This window comes from Psychrobacter fjordensis (assembly GCF_904845995.1).
GTDB lineage: Bacteria > Pseudomonadota > Gammaproteobacteria > Pseudomonadales > Moraxellaceae > Psychrobacter > Psychrobacter fjordensis.
Genome location: NZ_CAJGYP010000001.1, coordinates 943,588 through 970,373, shown reverse-complemented (window position 1 = coordinate 970,373; position 26,786 = coordinate 943,588). Strand labels below are relative to the sequence as shown.

Here is a 26,786-nt window from a genome sequence, read left to right as displayed (position 1 = left end):
TCATTGTAAAGTAAACACTATTAGATGACCAATAAAAAACGCCTTAAAAGTAGGCGTTGTTTGGTGTATTGGCTTAGGTGTTTATTTATTTGAACTTGTTGATATCTGACGGTCTGTCTACTGTCTTATTTACGTGACAAGGTATAGTCATTATTAGGACTCTTGTTTTCGTCCATCAATATAAGATGATTGTCTTGAATACTATAGGTCTCAATCTGTTTTTGTTGGTAGACAATCGTAATCTTATTATTGTCTTGACGATAGATGCCAGACTCAAAAAGCGGTGGACGTGGCGTCTCAGGACTATTGTAAATACTGGTCTTGAGTGCTGAGCCATCAGCGAATAAGTTCAGTGTGACATCGATATTATCACAAGATGAACAAGGCACCATACCACCATAATCACCCATTAGCGTCGCTTGTAATGCGCTGCTATGTGACTTTGAATCCGTCTGTGTTTGGTAGGCATTCGACTCATTACTTGGTTGCGCAGCAGCAATAAGTGATTGGCCTTCTGCGCTATCTTGCTCACTATCCCTATCCCTATCAGAGCCTTGTAACCCGTCACTATTGTCTGACAAGCTATTTGTAAGGTCAGCTGACGCTGAGCCATCAACAGGGATAACTTCATTTACCATACCCTGATCAGTATTAGACGAGGCATTGTCACAGCTGATAAGTACGACGCAAAAAGGTAGTGCCAGCAAAAAACGGCCATAGCGTCTGATGACAGTCAATGTAATAGAGCAAACAGGCGCAAAATATATCATGGTCACACCAAAAACAGTTTTTAAATAATATTTCTGCAGATTACCCATACTATGAGCAATGTGATTCTATCGTCAAAAATGCAAGATAGTGGGAAATATAAGCGTTGAAAGAGCATTATTTGAGGTTTTGTTACCAAAAGATATGATACGAAGCAGACGGAATATTAGCCAAAAACAAACGTCAGAGTAAAAGCTATCTCAGTCATATCAACCAATGAGAAAACAAAATAAGCAGGGTCAAGATACCAAAGATTGAAGATATCTCTGTAGAATTTTTGTTATGGATTGCTTAAAGGGAAGTGTTGTTTAAGCAATGAGAGCTTTGGACAAGAAGGCGTAGGAGAGGTGGTTATCAGGTCAGCAGCGCTTTAGTGGTAAAGCAGTTTTCATCTAAATAGATATCAAGTCATATCGCATTTATATCTATCTAGATGAAGGATGGTAGCGTAAAGAAGGTATGGAGTTTACGTACTTGTTAAGCAGTTATTAAGCAGTGTGGCTAGGGGTGACAGGTCGTAAGATACGCCATAGTATCAGCACATGTACCAATAACAGCACGCTAAATAGAATCAAAGACTGCTCAGGGATACTTAATCCTATAAAGGTCCAAGCAATTTCAGCACATTCACCAGAGCCGGCAAAAACTTCTTTGAACACTTGCAATACAGGTAGGGTGTCTATCCAATAATTTAGACCTGGGCCACAAGATGGAACTAAATCGGCAGGTAAGTGCTGTAACCATACATGGCGTACTGCGACTGCCGTAGACCAGCCAATGCCTATCAAGCTACCGAGCCACAATAGTAGTCTCATGCCTTTAGACTTGGGATTAAATACTGCCGATATCAGAGCAAAACTGCCCATGACAATCAGGCCAACACGTTGAAAAATACAAAGTGGGCACGGTAAAAGCCCCAAATGACGCTGTAGAAAAAACAGCGCAAAACTCATACCGATGACGGTCATAATGACCAAAAACACTTGCAAAGAGCGGTAGGTGGCTAGCTTTAGCATTGGGCAGTTACTCTTATAAAATAGTCAGCTATAAATGTTAAATGGTGATCAGAATTTAGCGGTACTGTTGCAAAAATTCCATAAAATCTTCTGTTTCTGCTTTTTCGATATCTGCTTGTTGAAGTATCGATTTTTCTGCCAGCACTTCATACTTAGCTTGAGTGTTTGGACTGAGCGTTTGCTGCAGTAACGAATTGCGATGCTGCTGTGCTAAAGTGAAGCCAAGCTGCCATAAGCTGCCCAAACGCTGACTATCAGAATTTACTTGTGCTGAGATGGTTGACTCAGAGTGCCCTGCTTTGCCTTGCATCAATGCGACTGCTGCACGGTAATCATTGCCGCCATAATGAGCGTCAAGTAACGCGGCCAGTGGCTGCATACGCTCTAGATGTGTCAGCATCCAGCTCTCAAGCAATTGTTCTTCGCCGTTATTGATAATGTGTAGATCGTTGCGGCGACCTTCGTTTACTACACGTTCAAGGTTGATAGCCAGAGCTTCTTCTTCATTAGGTAACAGATCAGGAGACTCGCTGAGTAGACAGTACAGTGCCATGACTTCTAAAAAGCAAGCACTAGACAGACGAATGCCGACATCACTATAAGGGTCAAGATCAATGGCACGAAACTCAACATAGGCGATACCACGACGTTCAAGCGCTTCAGTTGGTGTTTCACCACTCATCGCAATTTGTTTCGGTCGGATCGGACTATAGTATTCATTTTCTATTTGCAGAATATGGTTATTGATCTGAATAGAGTTACCTTCAGCATCCTCTAACCCTAGTTTAGCGAAACTCTCGTGCGGCGTTTGAATCGCACGGCGCAATCCTTCGACATATTCTGGCAAGTAGTTATAACGAATATCGAGCTGCTCTTGCACACTATTGGTATAGCCAAGCTTGCCCATACGCAGACTAGTGGCAGTCGGCTTATAATAGGTTGAGTTGTTTAGCAGTTCTAAATCATGCTCGCGACCCGCTAAGAAACAAGGACAAACGCTTGGACTGGCACCCAATAGATAGAGAACCAGACTGGTTAGTCGCTTGAAGTTACGGATAAGCCCAAGGTATTTTTCATTTTTGAATTCTGTTGGCGTTTGGTCTTGCGCGGTAGGTGTTTGCGCTTGCCAGACGTCAAAGAGTCCGTCACCGAAAGACAAGTTATAATGCAAACCAGCAATCGTCTGCATACGGCGACCATAACGAATGCCCAAACCACTACGATATAACGTCTTGAGCTTACCAGTATTAGAGCTACCATAATCTGCCAGTGGGATGTCTTCATCTTTTGATGACAGCATACATGGCATAGACAGTGGCCACATCAGCTCACCTTCAGGCATGGCTTGATAGACCAATACGTGCAACTGACGCAGCATGTTTAGCGTTTCTTTTGGCGAGGTCTTAGGGTCAGTAATGAGCTCAAGCAGGCTTTCTGAATAGTCGGTGGTGATAAATGGATGGGTGAGTTTTGATCCAAGTTTGGCTGGGTGCGGTGTTTGGGCCAGATATCCGTCAGGTCTAACGCGCAGACCTTCTTTTTCGATACCGCGTAACATGCCCGCTAAATGCTTGCTGTCAAACCAGTTAGGGATTTCAAAGTTCACAAAGCTACTCGCAAAATTACTCATAATAGTCATCTATTGTTATTTATTATGGAGGATCAAAACACGACTAGCGTTCGACCATAAAAGAGGTAAATATTGGATTAATAATTCCGTCAGTTTAGCTCAAAGCTGCCTTGAAAACCACGGACGATTACAAATACGATAAGCTTTACAATGGCTTATCTGTCTGAATGTCAGCGGATATTTAAGCCACACTGGTTTTTGAATAACGTGTCATTTATGCACTATAAAACCAAGTGAATAAAAAGCACCTACCTAGCAGATAGATGCTTTTAATAGATGACGTCAAGCTACTTATCATCGCTATAGCCAATAACTAGGGCATCTGAATGAACACTCACGGATACCGCTAATTTAGATTGAGAATGAAGAGCCACAGCCACAAGTAGTCGTTGCGTTCGGGTTGGTCACGATAAAGCGTGCGCCTTCTAACCCTTCAGTATAGTCAACAGTAGAACCTTGCAAATACTGGTAGCTTAGTGAGTCTACTACTAAGGTCACATCTTCATTGTCAAAGTTGGCATCATCTTCATTCAACTCATTGGCAAAATTAAAGCCATAAGAGAAACCTGAGCAGCCACCGCCAGTCACATAGACGCGTAGCATCAGGTCACTATCACCTTCTTCTTCACGTAGGCGACGTACTTTTTGTGCGGCACTATCGGTTAGGCTTAATACCGTTGGATCTACTGGCTGGCTCGAGCTTGGACTAAATTGGTTGGCTGATTCGTTCATATCTACCTCAGTTGCTAGGATCAAATGCGGTCGTCGTCCTGTTTGGGTTTGCAATGAAATGGTTGCAAATAAAGATACGCACGGCGTTTGATTTAATTGGGTGCTGTTATTAGGATAAAGCTATTGGAGCAATATAAGCTGTTTGTGCCATCCAAACGCTTGGGTATACAGTCGGCACTTATCTTTTAGCAGTATATCATAATGGGGGTCGCGAATCGTTTGTCAAGAGTGACGCTGCTAATCGAATTTATCGCATTCAATATAAGCCTTTGTGACCCTGATAATTGCTTATAAGGCGAAAGGCTTTTTACTTCAATAAATACTTAGTTTTGAAATAGTTATTTAATCGTTTGCCTATCGGGCAAGCGTTTGAAATAATAGCCGCCAGTTAGCATGCCAGATGTGTGTTTTTATTGCCTTATTTTTTATATTACTGTTGAGATGAAGAAATTATATGATCGAATTTAAAGACGTTGGTGTTCGCCGTGATGGTCGTGAATTGTTTGCAGGTGCAAGCTTCCAGCTACATCCGGGTCACAAGGTTGGCTTAACAGGCAATAACGGCACAGGCAAATCTACTCTGTTCGCTTTATTACTCACGCGAATGGGTAAGGGCGATACTGAAGTTACCCTTGATAAGGGCGAAGTGAGTATTCCTGATAGCTGGCATGTGGCACATATGGCGCAGGAAGTTGGCGCGACTAAGCAGACGGCCATTGATTATGTATTAAGTGGTGATGAGCAGTGGTATGAGATTAATGCTTCATTGAATGATTTGAGCAGTGTCAGTGATGAGCAGATTGGCATATTGCATCAGCAGTTTGATGAAATTGATGGCTATCGTACGCCAACTAAAGCCGCGCAAATTATGGCGGGCTTGGGTTTCAATACCAATCAGCATGAGCTACCAGTAGAAGGGTTCTCAGGTGGTTGGCGTATGCGTCTTAACCTTGCCAAAACTTTGATGAGCCGTGCGGATCTTATGTTACTCGATGAGCCAACCAACCATTTGGACTTGGATGCAATCCTTTGGCTAGAAACGTGGATCAATGCTTTTATGGGTCTCGTGATTGTCATCTCGCATGACCAAGCATTTCTGGATGCGACGGTCGGTCATATTTTGCATGTAGAGCAACAAAAAATCACCCTTTATACGGGTAACTATCAGCAGTTCATTCGCACGCGTCATGAGCGTATGGCACAGCAGCAGCAAGCGTTTGAGAAGCAAGAAGCCACCAAGGCGCATTTGGATGACTTTATTCGTCGTTTCCGTGCCAAAGCCAGTAAAGCCAAACAGGCCCAGAGCCGTATCAAGCAGCTTGAGCGTATGGCAGAGCTGTCGCCAATGATGGCGGACAACCCGTTCTCGTTCCGTTTTTATGAGCCAGCCAATATGAGCTCACCGCTGATTGAGCTGACAAAAGCAGATATTGGTTATAGCGACGTACCACTGCTGCATAATGCTAATGTACAGGTGACGCCAGATACGCGTCTTGGCCTGCTAGGTATGAATGGTGCAGGTAAATCAACACTGATTAAGGCATTGGTTGGCGAGCTTGGTGTATTAACAGGCACGTATCGTATGTCTGATACGCTGAAACTGGGCTATTTTAACCAGCATCAAATGGACATTTTAGATGCCAAGGCAACACCTATAGAAATGCTGCGTCGTCTAGCGGGCAAGACGTCTGATGCGATGCTACGTTCATTCTTAGGCAGCTTTGACTTCCGTGGTGATCGTATTGACACCCCAAGCGAGCTGTTCTCAGGTGGTGAACGTGCACGTTTGACGCTAGCATTAATTGTCTGGCAGCGCCCGAACGTTTTGGTGCTTGATGAGCCAACCAACCATTTAGATTTGCAAATGCGTCAAGCATTGACCATCGCACTACAAGGCTTTGAAGGGGCAGTGGTCTTGGTTTCGCATGATCGTGAATTGATTGCTAACGTTTGTGATGAGTTGTATTTGGTACATGACGGTATTATCGAAGAGTTCGATGGTGATATCGGCGACTATGGCAAATGGCTGGCAGAAAAGCGCAAGCAAGAGAATTCATCAGATAAAAATACTGGTAAGAAAAAAAGTAAAAAAGAGAGCAAGAAGTTTGTTTCACGTGAAACAAATACCAGTCAAGCATCTGATAATTCATCAAAGAGTAAAGCTACTGAACCTGCACTAAGTAAAGAAGAGCAGCGTAAGTTAGCTGCTGAACAACGCAAACTTACTGCTCCTATTCGCCGTGAGATAGAAGACACAGAAAAGCTATTGGCTAAGATTGATAAGCAGCTTGTGACGCTAGAAGAGAAGCTTGCTGATACCACGCTTTATGAAGAAAAGCAAAAGTCAGATCTGCTTGTTTTGCTCAATGAGCAAACAGCACTACAACAGCAGCATAGCGATAACGAAGAGAAACTATTGCTATCAATGACGACGTTAGAGGAAATAGAATCTGCTGCCAAGTAGAGGGGGTTGTATATAGAGAGCTGCAACTAGAAGGTTTTAGTGTTTGTTCAGCAGTTTTTAGATTATATAAGCAGGCATAAAAAAGGGAGAGCTAATGCTCTCCCTTTTTATTACATTATTCCTTACGGTATTTACCATCACCATAAGAGAGTATTTCCATTGTCGTCGTGCACAATTGACAGTTTATTTGACCAGCAGCGGCTTTTGATAAATCAAGAATACGGCCTCGAATAAAAGGTCCTCTATCAGTGATTTTTACGATTACGCTCTGCTTTGTCTTTTGGTTGGTTACTTGTACCTTCGTGCCGAACGGTAACGTGCGATGCGCAGCGGTCAATGAGTTCATGTTGAAGATACTACCACTAGCCGTACGTTTCCCATGAAACTTGCTGCCATAATAGCTGGTGTTGCCAGCGAAAACAGTGGTACTAAGCAGTAGTGATAAAGTGATAACTAAAGACTTGATTAAATAAGACATTTAATACCTTTAAGCAATTTATAAGATAGACAGATACTCTTGCCTACGTTATCTATACTCCCTATGAGTATGAATAATAGGGGGATTTTACAAGAAGGAGCTTGTCATATTATTACTGTCGTGTAAAAAAACTCATAGGGTCAAATGCCTGTTTTTTAAGGGAAAAAGACATTTTTTGGAATAAGTAATAAGATAATAAGTTCTAAAAATGGTCTTATAGAGATTGATTCTTATAAAGAGCTCAACAAAATACTGGAAAGCTAGTAACACGACATAGATAGGTAATATATAAAGGCTGAAACTGTTCATATAGTACAATTAACGTCCAACAAGCCTAATCAAAAATATCGAAACTAATGTAAAAAAACCTTGCTATATTCTTACTATTTTGTACAATGCGAAAGGTTAAACAATGTTCTGGAATATCTATCAAAAATACTCAAAATAAATTTGATTGTATTACTGGATAACCTATCTTTTATCATCCTTTAAGGAAGTTTTATGTTGAAAAAAATTGTATTTGCTTCAGTTGTCGCCGCAATGATTCCGTTTAGCACAGCGAATGCTGACCTTGGTTCTAACTTCAAGACAGCAGATACCGGCCGTACTATCGAACAGATTTACAAGCAATGTGGTATCGGTGGCGCTTTGTTCGGTAACTCAAGCCCTATCCTTGCTATTATCTCTAACGTGACTTGGGATTTAGGTACAACAGCGGCTACTTCTGATTCTATGTCTCCTGCCACTTGTCAAGGTGGTAATGTTAGAGCTGCTGTATTGATCAAAGAAGCATTCCCAAGTGTAGAAAAAGACCTAGCTTCAGGCCAAGGCGCTCATTTATCAGCACTACAGAGTGTTGCTAACTGTGATTCAGCTGCTAGCGTACGCGCACAATATGGTCAATATGCTCAAACTTCTGCTTATCGTACTGCTACGCAAGATCAAAATGCAGAAGCGCTATTTGGTATCGTTAAGCAAAACTGTGCTATCTAAAGATTAAAAGTATTAGGCATTCAGCTGTTATTTGAATGCGGAAGCTTTTGATTATTTTATGATGAAAACACGTAAGCCTAGCGCTTACGTGTTTTTTATTGCTCATGTATTTAGGGTGTCTGGATAAAATGCAAAAATTATTTTTATGGGTAGCTTGTTTTGCGGCAACGACTGCTGGTGCGGCAGCGCTTGATGAATCAAATACTTATACCCCAAAGCCAGTAATGATGGACAAAGAAGATAAGATTGCTTCTAACACTGATACGGCTATTGAAGCGCATTTAGCTATCAGCGAACTCGATAGTTTGCCAAATGTTGAGCAGAGCATACAACCACTGGCAGAAGAGCAAGTACAAGAGCAAAAATCAAGTGCCAATAAAAATATTGTTATCGACTCTTTAACCCTAAAGTCATTGGCGAAGCATCCTCAGTGGCAGCATTTATTATTTTATAAAAATGGTAAGGCCGAAGTTATCTCGCCAGATTTTTATTTAACCAACCCCAAGCCACGTTCAAAACGCAATTTTGATCCTTATGCAGAACTCTTGGCAACGATAAAGCAAAGTAACGATGAAAGCGTTGTCTGCAAGTATCCAGCCAGATATTTATGGCTCACTCATCACCTACCTGAATTGAATGTCGATCTTAAAAATTGCTCGCAATTACCAGATCCCAATCAAGAAATAAGCCTAATTTTGGTGAGCAATTATCTAAAAAATCCAGCCTCCTCATTCGGTCATGTACTGGTCAAGACCAATATACCTATAGATGATGCAGATTCTATGGTACAGGATGTCAGAGAGCTTTCTAGCGAGGATTTGCTTAATAGCTCATATAACTTTGGCGCTCGCATTCCAGCAAATGAAAATGGTGCTATGTATGCCATTAAAGGGCTTTTTGGACTTTATGATGCGGGCTTTTCGGAGACGGAGTTCTTTAAACAAGATGCGGTATACTCTAAGAATGAGCAACGAGATATGTGGGAGTATGTGCTCAATCTTGATACGTTCGATACGCAATTATTGAACTACCATTTATATGAAGCAAAATCCGCTCGTTTTGATTATTACTTCATCAAGCAAAACTGTGGTTATCGTTCAGGCGAGATACTTGAGCTGATAAGCGATGTAAAAACGACTGAGCGAATAGGCCCTTGGTATGCACCAGATTATGTATTCGATCAGTTATTAGAGCATGAAAGCGAAACTGAGTCTGAGTCACTCGTATCTTCGGTACGTTATTTGCCGTCGGAGCAAACGCAGTTGCGTGAGAAGTTTGTACAACTCTCAAAGCCAATACAAGACATCATAAACGCTGTCATTCGTACAGAGGACACTGCGCCGCTTGCTACGTTGGACGAAGAGAGCAGAGCACTGGCGCTTGATTTCTTGATTTTGCATCGTACTTATAAAATATCACAAGACAACACGCCGAAGCAGCAAGCCTTTAAAAACGTGTTATTAAGTCAGCGTTTTACATTACCAGCCAGCAATGGTTTGGCTCAGCTGCCTGTCCCGAATAAAGCGTCTCCAGCATTGAGCAATAAAACCACGCAGACCAGAATCGTTTTATCTGATGAGATGGCAGAAGTTGGTTTATCACTATTTGTGAAAGATCCACTCAACGCCTATACGGATATTGATAAACGTTTTGAAGCGGTCAAGGCCTCATTGGGCTATAATTTTGATGAGCGTCAATGGACGTTGACGGATTTTGTATTCTTAGACATGCAACAGATTGAAGATCTTAGACAACCGTTATCAGGTGAGCCTAAACTGTCTTGGCAACTAAAAACAGGTGCTCGTACCGATTGGTTTACGGGTAACCACCATAGCCCTTATGCGCAAGCGGGCATTGGTGCAGGTGCTAAATTTGGCCAGCATTTACTTGGCTATGGTATGGTCAATGCGACTGTCCATGACCAAGACAAACACGCAGATATTGGTATTGAGCTTGGTTTGCGAGCAAAACGTGATAGTCGAAGTGCTGAGTTATCTTACATTGCTTCCAAACGAGAAGGGCGTAATGCCATTGATTTGACCAAATTCACAGTACGCCAACAGTTATCGAAGAATAACGATGCCAGACTGATAGTGACGTACTCTGACACAGTAACGGCTGATAATGATGTGATATTAGACGACTCAGATACGTTGAATGCTGCAATAGCTTGGCATCATTATTGGTAATATTTATATGACCGTCTTTATTTATTATTGCTATTATAATTAGGGCATGTTGAATATTCACAAATAGGCACTGCTGATCGCTAAAACTGTTTCAGACAAGGCGTAAAATGACGGTAATGCTCGTGCCTTAACTAGGTTTACAACGCACTGCTTATATAGATCTGGGAGGCAGTTTTAGTATCAGCTCCAATATTAACAGAAGGAGACAGGACTCTTTTTTGCCACTTCATTGTTAAAAATAGACGCTTAGAATGACTAAACTTACTATTTTTAACGTCGAACTGCCTAAAAAATAGTCGCTGTCAGTGCCATGGTCGAATATCAAACACGCCCTAGGTCATAGCCACAACCTGATATGTCGCAGTCAAATAAGCTGTCACACTATACCGTTTAAAATTGGCATACCAGTATCATCAACATGCTTTTATTTTGAGGACTAATAACATGGCAGAGAAAAACTACTATGACATTTTAGGGGTCAAAAAAGACGCCTCAGACGCCGATATCAAAAAAAAATACCGCAAGCTCGTTCGTCAATATCATCCTGATGTGAGTGATCATCCGGATGCTGACAACAAGATTGCGGAGATTAATAATGCCTACGAGACCATCAGAGATAAGGACAAGCGTGCTGAATATGATGCCATGTTAGACAATCCTTTTGCAGGTCAAGCTGGTGCCGGTGGCTTCGGTGGTCAATCTACAAGTGGTGGTCAGGGTGGATTCCGTTGGGAAGATGTCAAAGACCAGTTCGGTGATGGCGAAGCCTATGGCGATGGTGGCTTTCGCTTCGATGATATTTTTTCAGCATTTGGTCATGGCGCGCGTGGCTCGACTAATGGTCAAGCTGGTGGACAATCACAACGTGGCGGTTTTGGGTCGCAAGATAGCAAAGGTCAAGACCAACATGCAGAGATTACGGTTGATTTGGCCTCGGTCTATAATGGTGATGATTACAGTATCAAATTAAACGTCCCCGTTCGTCAGCCTAACGGCAGCGTAGATTATGATAATAAAACGCTCAAAATTAAAATTCCTAAAGGCATTACTGATGGCAAGCAAATTCGCCTAGCAGGACAGGGTGCGGCTGGTGTTGGTCGTAGTAAAAATGGTGATTTATTTCTAAAAGTCAAAATCCGGCATGCAGACAATATCAGGATAGAAGGTGCTGATGTCTATCAGACTGTCAATATAGCGCCATGGGAAGCGGCTTTGGGCGAAAAAATAACGGTCAGTACGCCTGCAGGTAAGCTTGGCGTAACCATTCCTAAAAATAGTAAATCTGGTAGCAATCTACGATTAAAAGGTAAAGGTATTCCAGCCAAGCAAGTGGGTGATTTATATTTGACCCTGAATATTATTAATCCTGATATCAATACTGAGGCTGCTATCCAAGCTTATGAGCAATTAAAACAAGCCTTTGCCGAGACGACTATAGAGCGCTAATGGCGATGCTTGGTAATAGCGCTTAGTAACAGTGCTTAATAACAATCAGATACCACTGCAATAGAGATGAAGACCATACGATAACGATGAAATAAAGCGCAAACGAGGATAATAGCTATGAAACACTCGCCTGAATTGACCGATATTATCATGAGCTTAGATGAGCTAGTATCTGCCTGTGGCCAAGAACGCCAATGGGTCATCGAATTGATTGAAGAAAATATTATTGAATATGATGTGCCAGAACGTGAGCAGTTTACTGGTTATCAGCTGACGACCGTGCGCCGTGCCTCACGACTTAGCCGCGACTTTGAAGCCAGTGTCCCTGCGATTGGTTTGATACTTGAGCTGTTAGATGAGGTGGAGCAATTACGCCAATTAAAACGCCAACTAGACCTGCAAGCACCAGTGATTGAAGTGGATATTGAGGTGAAATAATTAGTGGTCAAATTTACTCCTATTAGAAAACTTGATTTCTTTCTTGCTGTGAATTTATTTGTTGTGAGTGGTGTGCTAATGACGGCATATCCTGATATGAGTTTCCCTAAGGAAAACGAGCTACATTATTATTCTGGCAAGCTAGATGTTTTGAGAGTGAGGCCTGATCCTGACTCAAAGTCGACGCACCAATATTTGGCTTTTTATGATAAAAAAACCAAAACAATACTGGAGTTTTCATGCGCATATTCACAAGCATTTTTTGGTACATCTGACCGCAGTTGTGGTTCAAATGAAGATTTTGAGCCCTATATTGGTCAGATGGCCACTGTTGGATGGTATGAACAAGAAGGTTTTCCAAGTTTATCCAATAACAGGCTGCAGGTGGTCACTTTAGAGTCAGAAGATAAAGTTATACGTAGTTATGACGACACTGTGGCAATACTTGAGAGTGATAAAAAACGATTAAGATATTTCATGATTTTTATTTCATTAGCGTCTATATTTGTGTACTGGTCTTTTGGTAAGCTGCCACGACACTAATAAGTGATAGCCAATAAAAAAGGGCCTCAATGATAAATTGGGCCCTTTTTATTTTCTCTATTTATAGCGTTTGATTTTCTATAAATTAACGAGAATACGTCGGATCAGCTGCTGCTGTGAATAGTACATCCGTTGACGAGTTCAGTGCTGTTTCTGCCGAATCTTGTATCACCCCGATGATAAAGCCAATCGCAACCACTTGCATAGCAATGTCATTTGGAATGTTGAATAAGCTAGCAGCAAGTGGAATCAGTAGCAATGAACCACCGGCGACACCAGAGGCTCCGCAAGCACTGATGGTTGCGACAAGGCTGAGTAGAAGCGCTGATGCAAAGCTTACTTCGATACCTAAAGTATGTGCTGCTGCAAGCGTTAAGACGTTAATCGTAATCGCTGCACCTGCCATATTGATAGTGGCACCTAGTGGAATAGTCACAGAGTAAGTGTCTTCATGCAGACCTAGTTTGCGCGCAAGGTTCATATTCACTGGAATGTTAGCCGCTGAACTGCGAGTGAAGAAAGCCGTAATCCCTGATTCACGTAAGCATCTGAATACGAGCGGATAAGGGTTTTTGCCCGTTTTGACTAGCACGATAAGAGGGTTGGCGACCAACGCAATAAATAGCATACAGCCGATGAGCACCATCAAGATACGTGCATAACCTGCCAAAGAAGCAAAGCCTGTTTCAGCGACAGTATTTGCAACCAAGCCTAAGATACCGAAAGGTGCTAGCGCAATGATCCATTTGACCACTTGCGAGATCGCATCAGAAAAGTCACTGACCACTGTTCGTGCAGTATCACTGGCTTGACGCAGTGCAAAACCAATGATAATGGCCCATGCCAAGATACCAATATAATTGGCTTCAGCGATGGCATTGATAGGATTGGCCACCAAGTTCATCAGTAAGTTGGTCAATACGGCTTCTAAGTTGGCTGGTGGTACTTGCTCAATCGTCGCATTTATCAAGACTAAGTTAGTCGGGAATAAAAAGCTGGCACCTACCGCGGTCAGTGCAGCCAAAAAAGTGCCGAACATATACATGATAAGTACAGGTTTGACATAAACTTTGTTGCCGCTACGGTGTTGACTGATAGCAGCCATGACCAAAACAAATACCAGTATCGGAGCAACGGCTTTTAGTGCACCCACAAACAGCGTACCCAGTAGTCCCAATGCAATACCGATTCCTGGTGCTAGCCAACCAATCAATACTCCTAAAATTAAACCAATAATAATGAGCGGCACTAGCCCTATACGCTGGTACATCGCAATTAGTGAACGCATCTATACATCCTCGATTTAGTCAATACTCCAAATTATTTATAAACAGTTACCGCATTAACCTTGCTTAGAATACGCAATGTCCGCTCGGTTGCTTGGTCGCCATTTTGAAATAATTTGACTGTAAATAAGACGTTTATAGTGAAAACAGAAAATTAATCGAAGGATGGTAGCATTTTTTAAGATAAGCGCCTACCTTTACCACGAACCGGTATAGGCGGGTAAGGCGAAGGTAGAGACTTAATATGAAAAAATTGGCGGATATTCTCTGATGAGAAATCGTGATTTTTCGTGAGAAATTGAAGAGAAATTATGGTGCAGGCTGCAACTTAAACTTTAAAATGAGTTAGCTCATAGCCTAATTGTTGATAAGCTTTATACTTATTACGACCTTCTTCAACACTGGTCGCATCAGGTTTTATCAGCTCAAGCACTCGAGTTGGTTGCGCGTTACTGGTCGCTGCCATAAAAGTATTCACGGGACGTATCGTAGTATTAAGCACGATTCCCTTAAAGTCGGCTGGCATATAGTTGCCAAGTAGGACAGGTGCTAGCGATTCATTATCAGTATTGGCAGTAGCAGCATCCACATCGGTGCTTTCAGTATCAGTACCTTGTGTACCCGTATCCAAAAGGCATTGATGTGGTATAAAGCTCGTGGCCTCTTGTGCCCAAAGTGCTTCATCAAGCGACGATAGTAACGCATCATCTTCGATAAGAATCAGCAGTGACTGCGTGCTTTTATTGAGCGCCGTTTGGGTCAATTGACAAATAAAGCCCAAGAAATCTTGGGCTTTACTCTCGCTTAAAACATAAAAGCTAATTTTCATAAAGTGCTTTTCATAAAGTGATTTTCATCAAATAGTTTTCATAAATTGACTGTCATTGATTGACTAAACCATGTCTGCGCTATTTTTTAGATATTGCATAAATAGTGGTACTGGACGACCAGTTGCAGCTTTGTCTTTACCTGAGTTCCATGCCGTGCCAGCGATGTCTAAATGCGCCCATGCTTGACCTTCTTCTACAAAGCGAGACAAGAAGCAAGCAGCAGTGACAGCACCTGCACCTTTACCACCGATGTTTTGCAAATCAGCGATAGGTGATTCTAGCTGCGCTTGATATTCATCATCTAACGGCATATGCCAGATGAGGTCACCTGATAAGTTACTGGCATTTTCTAAGTCAAACAACACGTCTTCATCATTACTAAATACGGCCGAGCGAACACTACCGAGTGCAACCACACAAGCGCCGGTCAAGGTTGCAACATCAATAATTGCTTTTGGCTGATAACGCTGCACGTAGCATAAAGTATCTGCCAATACTAAGCGACCTTCGGCATCAGTATTCAAGATTTCAACTGATAGACCGTTCATTGCTTTGACAATATCGCCTGGGCGAGTAGCATCACCTGATGGCATGTTTTCAGCACAGGCTAGCGCGCCGACTACGTTGATTGGTAGACGCGCTTCACACAATGCTTTGATTGTGCCAAGTACTGAAGCTGAGCCACCCATATCAAACTTCATCTCATCCATTGCTGCACCGGGCTTGATAGAGATACCGCCTGAATCAAACGTTACGCCTTTACCGACCAATACGATAGGGGCATCATCATTTGTTGCTTGCACATTCGCATCCGCATCGTTGTTTTTAGCCGCTTTTTTGGTTGGCAGTTTATCAGCCAATGCTTTTAGACCGCCGCTGACTTTAGCACTGCTAGTCGTTGTTTTGGTAGAACTAGCATCACTACTGAAGTTAGACTTACCACGGTACTCCATGAGTACGAGCTTGCCTTCTTTGGTAGAGCCTTGCGCAACTGCTAAGAAACAATGCATACCTAGCGCTGACATCTCATCTTCGCCCAGTACCTTAACGGTTAGTAGGTCAGGATAGGTCGCTGCAAGTTCTTGGGCTTTTTCTGCCATGTAAGCTGGGAAGCAGATGTTACCTGGTTCATTGGCTACATCGCGAGTCAGGCTCTGACCTGCAAACACTGATTGTGCAAATGCTAGTGCAGGCTGTAATGCAGCATCAGCAACTAGGTAGATATCAGTTAGTACAGGCGTTGCTTGCTCAGATTTGTATTTATCAAAGCGGTAGCTCGCTGCCAACAGATTAAGAGCGAATTGACCGAAGTGATTTTCTTCTAGAGCATCACCCAATGCGACAGTGATAGAAGACACACGCTTTTGCGTACTGCTATAAATAGTGTTAGCAATTTTCTGCAGGACAGTATTGTTAAACTTATCTGTGTTGCCCACACCGACTAGTAATAGTTGTACAGGGTTTTGCTTGGTGGTTTTTTTGTCGCCTGCCAATGCATAATCGACAACCGTTTCACCAGCCTTACCTTTGAAGTGTGACACGTCAATCAATTGCTCAATACGTGCAGTGTAATCAGTCAGAGCAGATTCAGCTAAGATTTTTTTCTTGTCATCGACTAAAACAACCAGACAAGCTTCATCTTTGCTCTTTGCTTCTTTTTTTAGAATTTTTTGTGTATGAGTCTTTGGTAGGTGCTGAGATAATTTAATATTCATATAGTTATCCTTATTAGAGTTATGAAAATTGCAGGATTTGTGTGATTGCTTGTACCTGTCAGATTATTAGATTATTTGGTCTATCGAGCAACCACAATAGTGTAGCATATTGCGATGACAGTGCGCAGTTAGCAAGTCTTGGGTAATGAGTTTGACCCATTCTGCTGTACCCATTTACACAATCATTTAATACTGTATCAATGGTTTATGGTGAGTGAAATTAAGTAAAATAGTTAACTAGCCGTTAACCAATTCATCCGTTGTTACCAATGCGCTAAATCTATCTTGTAGTGCTGCCATTGCTGTGTCATGCATGACGTCGGCGCTTATCGTTTCTTTTGTGGCACTAGGTAGATCACGAGTGGCACAGGCGTCATGGCACACAAAGTTTTGAAAACCCAAATCAAATGCGGCGCGGGCGGTTGAGCTGACACACATATGGCTCATAAAGCCAGCAAATATAATTTGCTTTTTCTGTGCTGCTTTAATAAGTGCTTGAAGCTGGGTGTCGTGAAAAGCATTAGGATGCTTTTTGGCAATTACTGTTTCGCCATCATGCGGCTTTAATAGCTCGACAATCTCGATGTTGGGTGACAATGGATCGAAGACATTACCATCCTCCGGGCCGTGATGCATGATATGAAAGACAGGGATATCTTGCTGACGGGCTTTATCCAGCAGTAGGCGTGCGTTTGCGATAGCTTTAGCGCCAGCTTGTCCTAATGGCATGGCACCATCGACATATTCATTCTGATAATCGATAAGGACGATAGCGCAATTGGACCAATCAAGCGTATCAAATGAGCCACCAGCGAGCTCAAGTAAGGTAGAGGGTATAGACGTGGTTTTATTCACAAGTTTTATTCTCCGTATGGCATAAACATATTTTTTGAATATTCAACAGATGTTATTTAGTCTAGCAATTAATCTTAGTCACCCGCATTTCATGATACGAATGACAAACAAACCTTTCTAAAATAAATAAAGCAAAACGTCACAACAGAAGCGCGGACAACTTAAACGTTACTACAAGCCTCACTGTTAATATGATTGATAACGAATATATCTTTCATTTGCTGCCTTATGGTCTATCATCTACTGTATGGGATGGGCTATCAGCAATAAGAATGTAATGTTTCCAAACACATTTCACCGCCATTTTTAGGCAAAACATGCTAGCATTAGCGGTTATCTTTATCGCCAGTATTTATAGGGTGTCGCTAACAAGTGACGCTGTTATTTTTATACCTGCTTAAGTCTCTGACTGAGCGGTGCTGTCCCTATAATACGCAATTATCGCGCTTGAATTTGTCAGTACTCTGTCAATAATTGTGTAATTAATGAGTGCGAATACCAATCCTTTTTAAGAGTGCCTATTGTGATATTACGCCGCTACATGACCCAACAAGTTGCCTCAACCACTGCTCTGGTATTGGGGTTTTTAGTGGTGATGATGCTCGGTGGTCGTTTGATACGTTACTTTGGCATTGCAGCAGAGGGTAACCTAGATATCAGCTTGTTATTTACCATCATTGGTTATAATTTACCGTACTTTTTAGAGCTGATTCTACCTTTAGCCTTTTTTATCGCGCTAATGCTAGTGTTTGGACGCTTGTACGTCGATCAAGAAATGGCCGTCATCAATGCCAGTGGCGTCTCGCGTGGCAAGCTTGCCCGCTTGATAACGCCCTTGATATTGGCACTGTTCATCGGTGAAGCCGCGCTCTCAATTGTCGGAAAACCGTGGGGCGTACGCTCTTCTGAGAGTGTTTGGCAGCAGCAAGCGTTGACCAGTGCTTTTGATTTGATACGTCCGAATGAATTTATCAGTAGTGGCAATTATCATTTGTATGTGGGCAGCTTGAGTGATGATAAAAAACAATTACAGAATGTGATACTTATTCAGTCCGAACCTGAAGCAAAGGGTAGTGCTGCTAAAAAGACAGCGGTTGATACCAGTAACAGTATCGACCCAGAAACGGCAGAATCATTAGATATACCAGACCTACCAGCCGCTGTTATCAATTCTAATATTAGCAAAGACACCATCACACTCGCTAATCGTGCTGAGCAAGTAGACACGGGAGATAGCGGGGTGACCCAGTTGGATTTATTCCAAGGTCGCCGTTATGAGGTTGGTGCAGGCAGTCTAAAATACAATCAAGTGGGCTTTGATCGTTATCGCATCACGTTGACTGAATCATCCAAAGAAGCGGTAACCGAAGACAATATCGAAACGCAAGAGATAGGCCCATTATGGCAGGCGGCGACTGGTAGCGGGCAAGTGAGCAATACCAATGCACTACGAGCAGCACAAGGTGAGCTTGGGTATCGTTTTGCCTTACCGTGGTTGATGATTATCGCGCCTATGTTGGCCGTACCACTCGCGCAAGTACGTCCGCGTCAGGGTCGCTGGTTACGCCTGTTCCCCTCAATTCTATTATTTGTCAGCTGTGCACTGGGTATTATTTCACTCAAAAATGCCGTAAGTAAAGGTAGTGTGAGTGTATGGGCTAATGCATGGCTGGTGCTTGGATTTATGGCACTAGCGCTTTATCTGAACTGGGGCAGCCGTGTGCAACATCGATTACGCTTTCGCAAACAAGAGAGTAAGCCACTAACGGTTATCGACAGTCAGAGTAATGGCTCACTAGGAGGACAACCTTAATGAGTGCTTTATTCTCTAAATCTCAGAATGCTAAGTCTCCAAACCCTAAAGCTAAGTTTGCCAAAAGACCTGCCAATCTAAAAGTCCTTAGTCGCTACGTCAAACTTAATGCATTGCTCGCGATTATCGGCGCAGTTTTAGGTCTGTGGGCTTTGCAACTGGTATTCTCTTATTTGTCAGAGCTTGATTCACTAGATGACAGTTATACGATGGGTCAGGCGATTAAGTATATTTTTTATCGCTCGCCTTACTTTTTAGAGCAGTTTATTCCAACAGGTGCATTACTCGGTGCTGTAGTAGGCTTGGGCTTACTCGCCAACAAAAGCGAGCTAGTGGTGATGCGCGCGGCTGGGGTGAGTGTCTATCGCATCGTCGGTTGGGTGCTACAGCCCGCAATGATTTTCGTGTTAATCGCATTGGCGATCAATCAGTTTGTCTTACCTTCTTCTAATCAATTGGCAAAAGAGATCAACGATGCAGATAGCCGTTCGTTGGTCACTTCGGTACGTGGCTATTGGACAGTGCAGCCACGTTTTGCGCGCGCAGAAGATGGCGGCACGACACCTGATGGTAGCGACGTTCTGTATATTGATTATGCCGATGTACAAGGCAATATCGGTGAGGTAAAGCGCTGGCATTTGGATAATAATGGCAGCTTGCAAACGGCTGTTCATGCGGAAGATGGACAATATATCGGTCGCGAACCACTTGATACCACTACTGATGAACCAAGCGAGCAGTATCGTTACGAGTGGCAGCTGAATAATATGACCAAACTGAATATCGGTCAGGGTTTTGATAGTAGCCAAGCCATCTCACCGTCGGATACTTTAAGTCTGCCATTTGCCCCTGAATCTGTGTATTTACTCACTCGTAAGGCAGAGGATTTATCTCTGACCCAGTTGTATGAGCATCGTCAGTTTATGGGCCAGCAAGGCACACGCTCCTTAAGTCATGAGCTGGCATTTTGGCAAAAGCTGCTATCACCGTTGTCTATTTTATCATTGGTGATCGTCGCCTGCTCATTCGTTTTTGGCTCATTGCGTACGCATAGCTTAGGCTTGCGTATTGTGGTGGCGCTATTGTTTGGCCTGCTGTTTAGTTATGTGCAAGATTTAGTTGGTTTTGTCTCGCTCGCGACAGGATTTTCGCCATTATTGATGGTGCTGCTACCGATCATCGCTAGTGCGATATTGGGCGGCTATTTGCTCAAACGGCAGATGTAGCCAGATATCATTTGCCATAAAGAAGCCCGCTAAAACATAGTGTTTTAGCGGGCTTCTTATTTGTGCAGCTTTCAAAAATTTATACTATTCACAAAAATTAGAGTAGCAAGGAAAAAGAGCGCAAGTACTACGCATTGTAGGCTAAGCGACTTTGGCACAGCTAATCGTATTTTTGGCGGTTGGTATTAGTCTTTAGTTGCCATGGTAATGGTGTATGTTTTACCTTGTTTGACCTTATCGCTGTTGCCAAATACCTCGGTAAATGAACGCTTCACAAACTGGCGCAAACCATTGATAGTCACGACATAAAAACGGCCGCCTTTACGCATGCGTGCATAAGCATCGAGGAAATACAGATAATGCTGCTCTTTACCTACTTTGGCTGGCAAGTTTGACATCACGAGGCTAAAGTCTTTTTCTTTTGCCACATGATTGAAGCCATTTGATAAATGCACATCGACATTTTTCAGACCGTTTTTCTCACAGTTACGGCGCGCATATTCTACTGCCATAAAGTCTTTATCAATCAACGTATGCAGACCATTTGGACATTCACGCGCTGCCGTCATACCCAATACACCGTAGCCGCAACCTAAATCGATAGAATCATCGTCAGCTTCAAAGTCAATATAATCAAGCAGCATCAAGCTACCATCATCAAGCTTTTGTGGTGAAAAAATGCCCCACGTGGTCGAAAAATCAAACGGCTTTCCCAGTACATCTTGGCGAAAGTTAATGTCTTCGCGCCAGTGTTGGGCATTTTTTAATAGGTCAGCAGGTGGTCTATGGCTCATGAGATTCTCAGATAATGGATAAGTAAAAGGCGGTGCGTTGCTCAGTTATACAGCGTGCACATCATACGCGTATTGTAGCGAGAATTAAAAGAGATTGCAGCTAGGGATTATTGACGTTTTATAACGCTAATCGCGTTTCTTACTTGTATCTACCTTGATGCTAGCAAGATGACTATTAATAGTGCTAGTTATACTTTAATCGAAAAAAATTTAGTGTGGATAATAAGCCATATAGTAGTTTTGGTTTATGAGCGTGGATTTTGCCATAGATGTACTGATATCTATACTCTTATTACTATGGAGTAATTAATCACCTTTTATTAATGTATATCGGGCATCATAGTGAGCGTATAGAAAAGGTTTACCGCCCTCTTTTTCTGTTACTTTTGCTTGTAATAAGAACTTAGTACCTACAGGGTGAGGCTTTCTCATTTTTAACGAACACTCGACGTTCATATTCGTATCAAGTCCTTGTCCTTCGATTGGACGAGCTCTAATTCTTTTTGATGAACCACCTTTGATATTTTCGTAAGTCTCGATAATTACTTCTCGATAGTGAATCATTTTATAATCTCAACCTTTCTTTTAGCTTCACATGTTTTTTAAGGAGTCTAAGCTCTTTCTTATATTAGAATCATTTGGATCTATAGTCAGAGCATCTTCATAACATTTTCTCGCAGAAGAAAACTCTCCTATGTCCGCCATTAAAGCCCCTAAATCGATATAGGCGTCCACAAAATCAGGCTCTATATCAATTGATTCTTGATAGTATTCAAAAGCTTGAACCAAATCACCTTGAGCGAAAAAATTCGAAGCCCACAGATAACAATCTCTGGCTATGCGATAGCTACTGTCTATTTCATTCGCCTGACCGTAGAGTGTAAAAGCGCCTTGATAGTTCTTCTTATAAAACTCAGCATTTCCTTGGCATTCTAAAATAGCGATAGCTGGCAAATTTGAATTTTTCAACATATTGTAACCAGTTTCAAAGTCCAAGTTTTTAAAGTGTTCAGTAATCTTTCTGACAAAACTTTGATTGTTATTATTGGTCATAAATTTTATCTCTCAGTCTCAATTCTATCCCCTCGGATGATGCTCCGCATGTAATTTCTGCAATCTTGCCGTTGCCACATGAGTATAGATTTGCGTGGTTGATAAATCACTGTGCCCTAGCAATAATTGCACGCTACGTAAGTCTGCGCCATGATTCAGTAGATGCGTGGCAAAAGCGTGACGCAGTGTATGCGGTGATAACTCTTTGTCTATACTGGCGACTTTGGCGTACTTTTTGAGTAAATACCAAAAGTTCTGCCGTGTCATATAGCCACCTTGAGCCGTTAAAAACACCGCTTGGCAATTTCCTGATTTCAAATGCGCAATCAAATCACCACGAGCATGCGTTAGATAATCCTCTAGCGCATCGTTTGCATATTCGCCTAATGGCACCAGTCGTGTTTTATTACCTTTCCCTGTGATTTGTAGCCAGCCAGCGTTTAAATTCACTTGCTCTAATGAGAGATTAATCAACTCGCTCACACGCAGACCGCAGGCGTATAGCACCTCTAACATGGCTTTATCACGGAGACCGAGCGCGGTGCCGGTATCAGGTGCGGCAAGTAGATTATCGACGTCAGCCTCGGCTAAGTCCTTTGGCAGCGGACGTCCGAGTTTTGGGCTTTTGATACGCTCGCAAGGATTGTCTTCACGCAGATTACTGGCAATCATCCACAGATAAAACTGACGCAAGCTTGAGAGCATGCGTGCTTGGGTACGTGGGGTTTTGCCTTCTTGAGTGAGTGTTGATAAGCAGTGCAGCACATCATCAGGCTGCCAGCGTGTCAAGGCAATAGGATTGGTCAGCTCGCAGGAGCGTAGGTCGCGGACATACGCATTACGAGTACGAGTCGCTAGACCACGTGCCAGCATGGCTTGACGAAACTCAGTCATATAACTGGGTTCGTCATCTACTGCCAGCGCCTTAGGTTGGCGCTGTTGCACGGCACGATCACGACTCATAACTCAATACTCGATGGTTGACTGTTAGATAAGCGTTAGACACCATAATGAAGTGATTTCAGCACTACGCGCGACATGTAGAGGGTCGGTATCATCTTGGCTGCGACCGTGCTTCGCTTTTGTATCGAGACGATATTTCACTGCCAATCCAGCATCGGCAAACAAGTTTAATAACTCATCACGGGTGCGCAGTTGCAGGTGCTCAGCTAAGTCCGACATTATCAACCAAAGCTCTCCGTGCTCAGCTAAATGCTGTTTTGCACCCTGCAACACCCCACGCAACATCGCGCTATTGGCATCATAGACTGCATATTCGAGCGGTGAGCTTGGCTTAGTAGGTAACCAAGGCGGATTACAAACAATGAGATTAGCGAGTGGCGCATCAGTCGGATACAAATTCGCTTGCTGTAACTGTACGTTGGATAACGTCAAACGCGCAAAGTTTTCGCTAGCACAGGCCAAAGAACGCGGATTTAAGTCAGTGGCTATTACTTGTGGAACACCGCGCTGCGCTAAGATAATGGCCAATAAACCCGTGCCAGTACCGATGTCATAGGCGACATCATGGATCGCTGGTAGCGGTGCATCGAGCAACAGTTGTACATACTCATGACGGGTTGGCGCAAACACACCATAATGTGGGAAAATCGATAACCCTAAGCTGTCTATTGGGACGCCTTTTTCGCGCCATCCTGCCGCGCCAAGTGCGCCTTGCAAGTCACGGAATGACAGCACGCAAGACTCATCCACCGCTTTATCTAACGGGCCAAACGCTGCTGTACAGGCCGCACTGACATCAGGTGCGCGGCGTAGTTGGCTGACATAACTGGCATCAAGCTCTAGTAGCAAACGGCTCAATATGCGTGAGCGCTGAGCTTGAAGTTGACGCTGCTGATGAAATAAGTTGGGAATGCCTTTAATCTTTGCTGTGTTAGGTTTATTCGCCGCTTTCTTAATCTTACGCTGTTCAGATCGTTCATTCGTGCGATCTATGCGACGACCAAGTGCTTGTAGCAATTGTCGTGCATTATGAAAGTCACCGCGCCATAGCAGTGATGTGCCTTCGCAAGCCAAACGGTAAGCGTCATCTGCGGTCGTTGTATCATCGACCAATACAACGCGCGCAGGTGGCATATGATTGCTTTCAGACAACCAAAGAGCATTACGTAGAGTTTCGTTTTCTTGCCATTGTACATACTGCTTTTCTGTTTGTAACACGTAGTAGCCTACCTTTTGTGAAAGATATATCTCGTATAAATCAAAGATATCTTTATATTGTTTGTTGTGCTGTCAATGTTTTGCTGTGATTAGAGCTTTTCTGCGGTAACTTGAGTGCATTTAAGCGCTTTTTTTCTTAACCAAATAGCGATAAAGCGTCACGCTCATAGGTGCAGTATCATCACTATCGACCTTGATTTCATCAGGGTCAGTATCTAAGCTCACGTTCTCAGCCAGCGTTTCTTGAGTCAATAGTTCGTGACCCAAATGACGACAGAAATTAGGAATATCACGAGTGGTAGCAGGATCAGTGGCCAGTATTTCAATCACCTCACCACTGTCTGCTTTGCGTATGACTCGATGTAACATCATCACAGGCTCAGGGCAAATAAGCCCTTGCGTGTCCAGATGATGGCTGATAGAAATATCTGTTATTGAAGTTGTCATAATTGTTTTAATAAACCTAAGAGATAAGTTTGATAATGGATAGTTTGTTGATATGCTTATTAGGATATACTTTCTGATTTTTCTACAATCTCTGTCTCTAGCGCTTCGTCAGTATCAGGCAAATCAGCCACTTCTAAAAAGTTAAAAAAGCGCTTAAAGCTCACTTTGAATAAAAAGGCCACACCCAGCCAACAGGACAATCCTAACCATGCGGTATCGGCAAATAATAGCCCACCAATCAATATAATGGTCGATACGCCGATACTCATGGCAATCATCGACGGTTGGTTCAAACGATAACGATAAACGACTAGAGCATCATAAAGGGTAATGGGAATCGTGAGTGCAACCAAGGCATATGGCAAATTATAAAATAGTTGATAAAGCAGTTGGTTATCATGAAAGGCTTTAATACTAGCAATGGTACCAAAGACCATAAACGCAAAGATAGCAGCATAAATGAGATAAATTGCGACTTGGTTTGCACGCTGTGCGCCTTTAATGCGGGCAATGGCAAGCGGAGAAAAACCATGTTGCGATTTATTTTGCGTGGATTGGTCTGAAACAGTAGTCATAATAATCAGTCATTTATCCGTTTGGATGGTATAGCAGAAATTATTGGCATAGGAGTGGCAAGCTGGTTGCTAAGCTAATCTGCTTTGATTGCATCGATGGCAATACTACTATTCGGATCAGCAAAGTACGTCGACATCAGGATACATGCAGAAATATCATCAATAGGGTCACGCTCGTTTTTGATCCAGCCATTGTCCCAAGCGATTTCTCGTGCTGCGACTGAAGTCAGGCGTTCATCACAGAGTGAAACTACTACGGGCAGATGCTGCTCCATAACTCTATGCGCTAGGCGACGAGCAAATTTATGCGCACGCTTAGACAGCATCGAGCTACTACCATCCATATTGAGCGGTAGGCCGACGACCACCTTTGACACGCCCCACACCTTGATAATACCGAGTAAATTATCCCAATCTGGTTGGCCATTATTCATCGCTAAAATATCAAAGGCACGTGCTGTCTCGGTAATGGTGTTACCAAGTGCCATGCCCATTTTTTTGACGCCATAGTCTAGGGCTAAGACAAGATGTGGCTTAACGGTCGCTTCAGCAATGCCAGTATCAATTTCACTACTGTCAACGCCATTATTTGTAGCATCTGCGCTATCTGTCATAAAAGTGCTATCTACCATAGTAACGGATGTATCCTGTTTTGATTTTTTATTTCTGTATTCATGGAACATCTGAGGTTAAGCGTGACCGATGTCACTGCTTAGGTAATCAAAGTTGATCCCGATTTTATCAGCGGCTATTTGCCAGCGCTCTTCAAATGGCGTATCAAACAATAAGTTTAGATCCGCAGGGCAGACCAACCAATCACCATTGTTCAATTCTTGATCCAGTTGTTTTTTGCCCCAGCTGGCATGACCCAAGCACAGCTGATAATGACCGACACCTTGACCTGCCGCGATGCGTTTAAGGATATCTTGACTGGTCGTGATGCAGACATTCTCTGAGATAGCAAAAGATGACGCCCATTCTGGCTGACCAGTATGCAGTACAAAGCCAACCTCCGGATACATAGGGCCGCCTTCTAATGCCAAATCTTCCATTACCTGTGGATCAGTGACCTCAATATCTAAGTCTTCTAGCAACTTACCCACATGTGATTGCTCTAATGGACGATTGATGACCAGGCCGAGTGCACCATGCTTATCATGACGGCAGATATATATTAGCGCCTGCTCAAACCTTGGGTCTGACAGCTCTGGCGCCGCGATTAAGAAATGATGAGTCAAATTGGTTTTAGACATAGAGACAAGCAAAACCTAATAATGAAGGGGAAAGACCACTATATGGCGATAGTGAGTAAAA

At 42.9% G+C, this 26,786-nt stretch carries 26 protein-coding genes; 8 read left to right on the top strand and 18 right to left on the bottom strand.

The genetic code is table 11. The features are described from left to right. Positions 1–125 precede the first annotated feature (125 nt). The 4 genes from JMW61_RS04055 to erpA form a co-directional block, all read right to left on the bottom strand. Entirely contained in the window at positions 126–770 is a 645-nt protein-coding gene (locus tag JMW61_RS04055) for a copper resistance protein NlpE N-terminal domain-containing protein (protein WP_201549707.1), read from the bottom strand. Between the two features lie 486 nt (positions 771–1,256). Next, a complete protein-coding gene (locus JMW61_RS04050; RefSeq protein WP_110922104.1) occupies positions 1,257–1,784 on the bottom strand; it encodes a disulfide bond formation protein B in 528 nt (175 codons plus the stop codon). Positions 1,785–1,839: 55 nt separating this feature from the next. Further along, the gene (gene gshA / locus JMW61_RS04045; RefSeq protein WP_227687352.1) at positions 1,840–3,414 is read right to left on the bottom strand and encodes a glutamate--cysteine ligase; all 1,575 of its coding nucleotides are present in this window, start codon (positions 3,412–3,414) and stop codon (positions 1,840–1,842) included. 351 nt (positions 3,415–3,765) lie between these two features. Next, the gene (erpA, locus tag JMW61_RS04040) at positions 3,766–4,146 is read right to left on the bottom strand and encodes an iron-sulfur cluster insertion protein ErpA (RefSeq protein ID WP_110922102.1); all 381 of its coding nucleotides are present in this window, start codon (positions 4,144–4,146) and stop codon (positions 3,766–3,768) included. Between the two features lie 454 nt (positions 4,147–4,600). Here erpA and JMW61_RS04035 point away from each other — a divergent pair, with 454 nt between their 5' ends. Next, the gene (locus JMW61_RS04035; protein WP_201549705.1) at positions 4,601–6,610 is read left to right on the top strand and encodes an ATP-binding cassette domain-containing protein; all 2,010 of its coding nucleotides are present in this window, start codon (positions 4,601–4,603) and stop codon (positions 6,608–6,610) included. A gap of 115 nt (positions 6,611–6,725) precedes the next feature. Here JMW61_RS04035 and JMW61_RS04030 read toward each other — a convergent pair whose 3' ends face one another. Beyond that, a complete protein-coding gene (locus tag JMW61_RS04030; RefSeq protein ID WP_110922100.1) occupies positions 6,726–7,088 on the bottom strand; it encodes a septal ring lytic transglycosylase RlpA family protein in 363 nt (120 codons plus the stop codon). A gap of 501 nt (positions 7,089–7,589) precedes the next feature. On the opposite strand from JMW61_RS04030, the gene JMW61_RS04025 reads away from it, so the two are divergent. The 5 genes from JMW61_RS04025 to JMW61_RS04005 all read left to right on the top strand — a co-directional run bounded on the left by JMW61_RS04025 (position 7,590) and on the right by JMW61_RS04005 (position 12,697). Then, complete coding sequence (locus JMW61_RS04025) at positions 7,590–8,081, top strand: DUF3015 family protein (RefSeq protein WP_110922099.1); 492 nt, start codon at positions 7,590–7,592, stop codon at positions 8,079–8,081. Between the two features lie 128 nt (positions 8,082–8,209). Beyond that, complete coding sequence (locus tag JMW61_RS04020) at positions 8,210–10,270, top strand: lipoprotein N-acyltransferase Lnb domain-containing protein (protein ID WP_201549704.1); 2,061 nt, start codon at positions 8,210–8,212, stop codon at positions 10,268–10,270. A 444-nt stretch (positions 10,271–10,714) separates the two neighbouring features. Then, positions 10,715–11,716, top strand: a complete 1,002-nt coding sequence (locus JMW61_RS04015; RefSeq protein WP_201549703.1) for a DnaJ C-terminal domain-containing protein — start codon at positions 10,715–10,717, stop codon at positions 11,714–11,716. A 117-nt stretch (positions 11,717–11,833) separates the two neighbouring features. After that, positions 11,834–12,154, top strand: a complete 321-nt coding sequence (locus tag JMW61_RS04010; protein ID WP_110922096.1) for a chaperone modulator CbpM — start codon at positions 11,834–11,836, stop codon at positions 12,152–12,154. Between the two features lie 3 nt (positions 12,155–12,157). Further along, positions 12,158–12,697 (top strand): hypothetical protein, encoded by a 540-nt coding sequence (locus tag JMW61_RS04005; protein ID WP_201549702.1) that lies wholly within the window; start codon positions 12,158–12,160, stop codon positions 12,695–12,697. An 85-nt stretch (positions 12,698–12,782) separates the two neighbouring features. Here the strand turns inward: JMW61_RS04005 and sstT are convergent, their stop codons facing one another. The 4 genes from sstT to JMW61_RS03985 all read right to left on the bottom strand — a co-directional run bounded on the left by sstT (position 12,783) and on the right by JMW61_RS03985 (position 17,383). Continuing rightward, positions 12,783–13,985: a serine/threonine transporter SstT gene (gene sstT / locus JMW61_RS04000; protein WP_201549701.1), complete on the bottom strand. Its 1,203-nt coding sequence runs from the start codon at positions 13,983–13,985 to the stop codon at positions 12,783–12,785. A 326-nt stretch (positions 13,986–14,311) separates the two neighbouring features. Beyond that, complete coding sequence (locus tag JMW61_RS03995; protein WP_201549700.1) at positions 14,312–14,812, bottom strand: DNA polymerase III subunit chi; 501 nt, start codon at positions 14,810–14,812, stop codon at positions 14,312–14,314. Positions 14,813–14,875: 63 nt separating this feature from the next. Next, on the bottom strand, positions 14,876–16,528 hold the full coding sequence (locus JMW61_RS03990) for a leucyl aminopeptidase (RefSeq protein ID WP_201549699.1): 1,653 nt from the start codon (positions 16,526–16,528) through the stop codon (positions 14,876–14,878). Between the two features lie 237 nt (positions 16,529–16,765). Further along, the gene (locus JMW61_RS03985) at positions 16,766–17,383 is read right to left on the bottom strand and encodes a cysteine hydrolase family protein (RefSeq protein ID WP_201549698.1); all 618 of its coding nucleotides are present in this window, start codon (positions 17,381–17,383) and stop codon (positions 16,766–16,768) included. 541 nt (positions 17,384–17,924) lie between these two features. Here JMW61_RS03985 and JMW61_RS03980 point away from each other — a divergent pair. Both JMW61_RS03980 and lptG read left to right on the top strand, forming a co-directional pair. Then, the gene (locus tag JMW61_RS03980) at positions 17,925–19,196 is read left to right on the top strand and encodes an LPS export ABC transporter permease LptF (protein WP_201549697.1); all 1,272 of its coding nucleotides are present in this window, start codon (positions 17,925–17,927) and stop codon (positions 19,194–19,196) included. Continuing rightward, on the top strand, positions 19,196–20,422 hold the full coding sequence (lptG, locus tag JMW61_RS03975; protein WP_201549696.1) for an LPS export ABC transporter permease LptG: 1,227 nt from the start codon (positions 19,196–19,198) through the stop codon (positions 20,420–20,422). The genes JMW61_RS03980 and lptG overlap by 1 nt, the downstream gene beginning before the upstream one ends. Before the next feature lie 185 nt (positions 20,423–20,607). Here the strand turns inward: lptG and JMW61_RS03970 are convergent, their stop codons facing one another. From JMW61_RS03970 to JMW61_RS03930, 9 genes are all read right to left on the bottom strand, one after another. After that, positions 20,608–21,216, bottom strand: coding sequence for a class I SAM-dependent methyltransferase (locus tag JMW61_RS03970; RefSeq protein ID WP_201549695.1), 609 nt, complete (start codon positions 21,214–21,216; stop codon positions 20,608–20,610). Between the two features lie 306 nt (positions 21,217–21,522). After that, entirely contained in the window at positions 21,523–21,780 is a 258-nt protein-coding gene (locus tag JMW61_RS03965; protein WP_201549694.1) for a hypothetical protein, read from the bottom strand. Between the two features lie 27 nt (positions 21,781–21,807). Then, complete coding sequence (locus JMW61_RS03960) at positions 21,808–22,269, bottom strand: tetratricopeptide repeat protein (RefSeq protein WP_201549693.1); 462 nt, start codon at positions 22,267–22,269, stop codon at positions 21,808–21,810. 24 nt (positions 22,270–22,293) lie between these two features. Next, a complete protein-coding gene (gene xerD / locus JMW61_RS03955; protein WP_201549692.1) occupies positions 22,294–23,232 on the bottom strand; it encodes a site-specific tyrosine recombinase XerD in 939 nt (312 codons plus the stop codon). Between the two features lie 24 nt (positions 23,233–23,256). Next, the gene (locus JMW61_RS03950; RefSeq protein WP_201549691.1) at positions 23,257–24,450 is read right to left on the bottom strand and encodes a methyltransferase; all 1,194 of its coding nucleotides are present in this window, start codon (positions 24,448–24,450) and stop codon (positions 23,257–23,259) included. 120 nt (positions 24,451–24,570) lie between these two features. Further along, positions 24,571–24,897: a sulfurtransferase TusA gene (gene tusA / locus JMW61_RS03945; protein ID WP_201549690.1), complete on the bottom strand. Its 327-nt coding sequence runs from the start codon at positions 24,895–24,897 to the stop codon at positions 24,571–24,573. Positions 24,898–24,956: 59 nt separating this feature from the next. Next, positions 24,957–25,472, bottom strand: a complete 516-nt coding sequence (locus tag JMW61_RS03940) for a hypothetical protein (RefSeq protein ID WP_201549689.1) — start codon at positions 25,470–25,472, stop codon at positions 24,957–24,959. A 74-nt stretch (positions 25,473–25,546) separates the two neighbouring features. After that, on the bottom strand, positions 25,547–26,104 hold the full coding sequence (ruvX, locus tag JMW61_RS03935; protein ID WP_406947805.1) for a Holliday junction resolvase RuvX: 558 nt from the start codon (positions 26,102–26,104) through the stop codon (positions 25,547–25,549). A 57-nt stretch (positions 26,105–26,161) separates the two neighbouring features. After that, positions 26,162–26,725 carry a YqgE/AlgH family protein gene (locus tag JMW61_RS03930; protein ID WP_194196217.1) on the bottom strand — a complete coding sequence of 188 codons (564 nt, stop codon included), beginning with the start codon at positions 26,723–26,725 and terminating at the stop codon, positions 26,162–26,164. Positions 26,726–26,786: the final 61 nt, after the last annotated feature.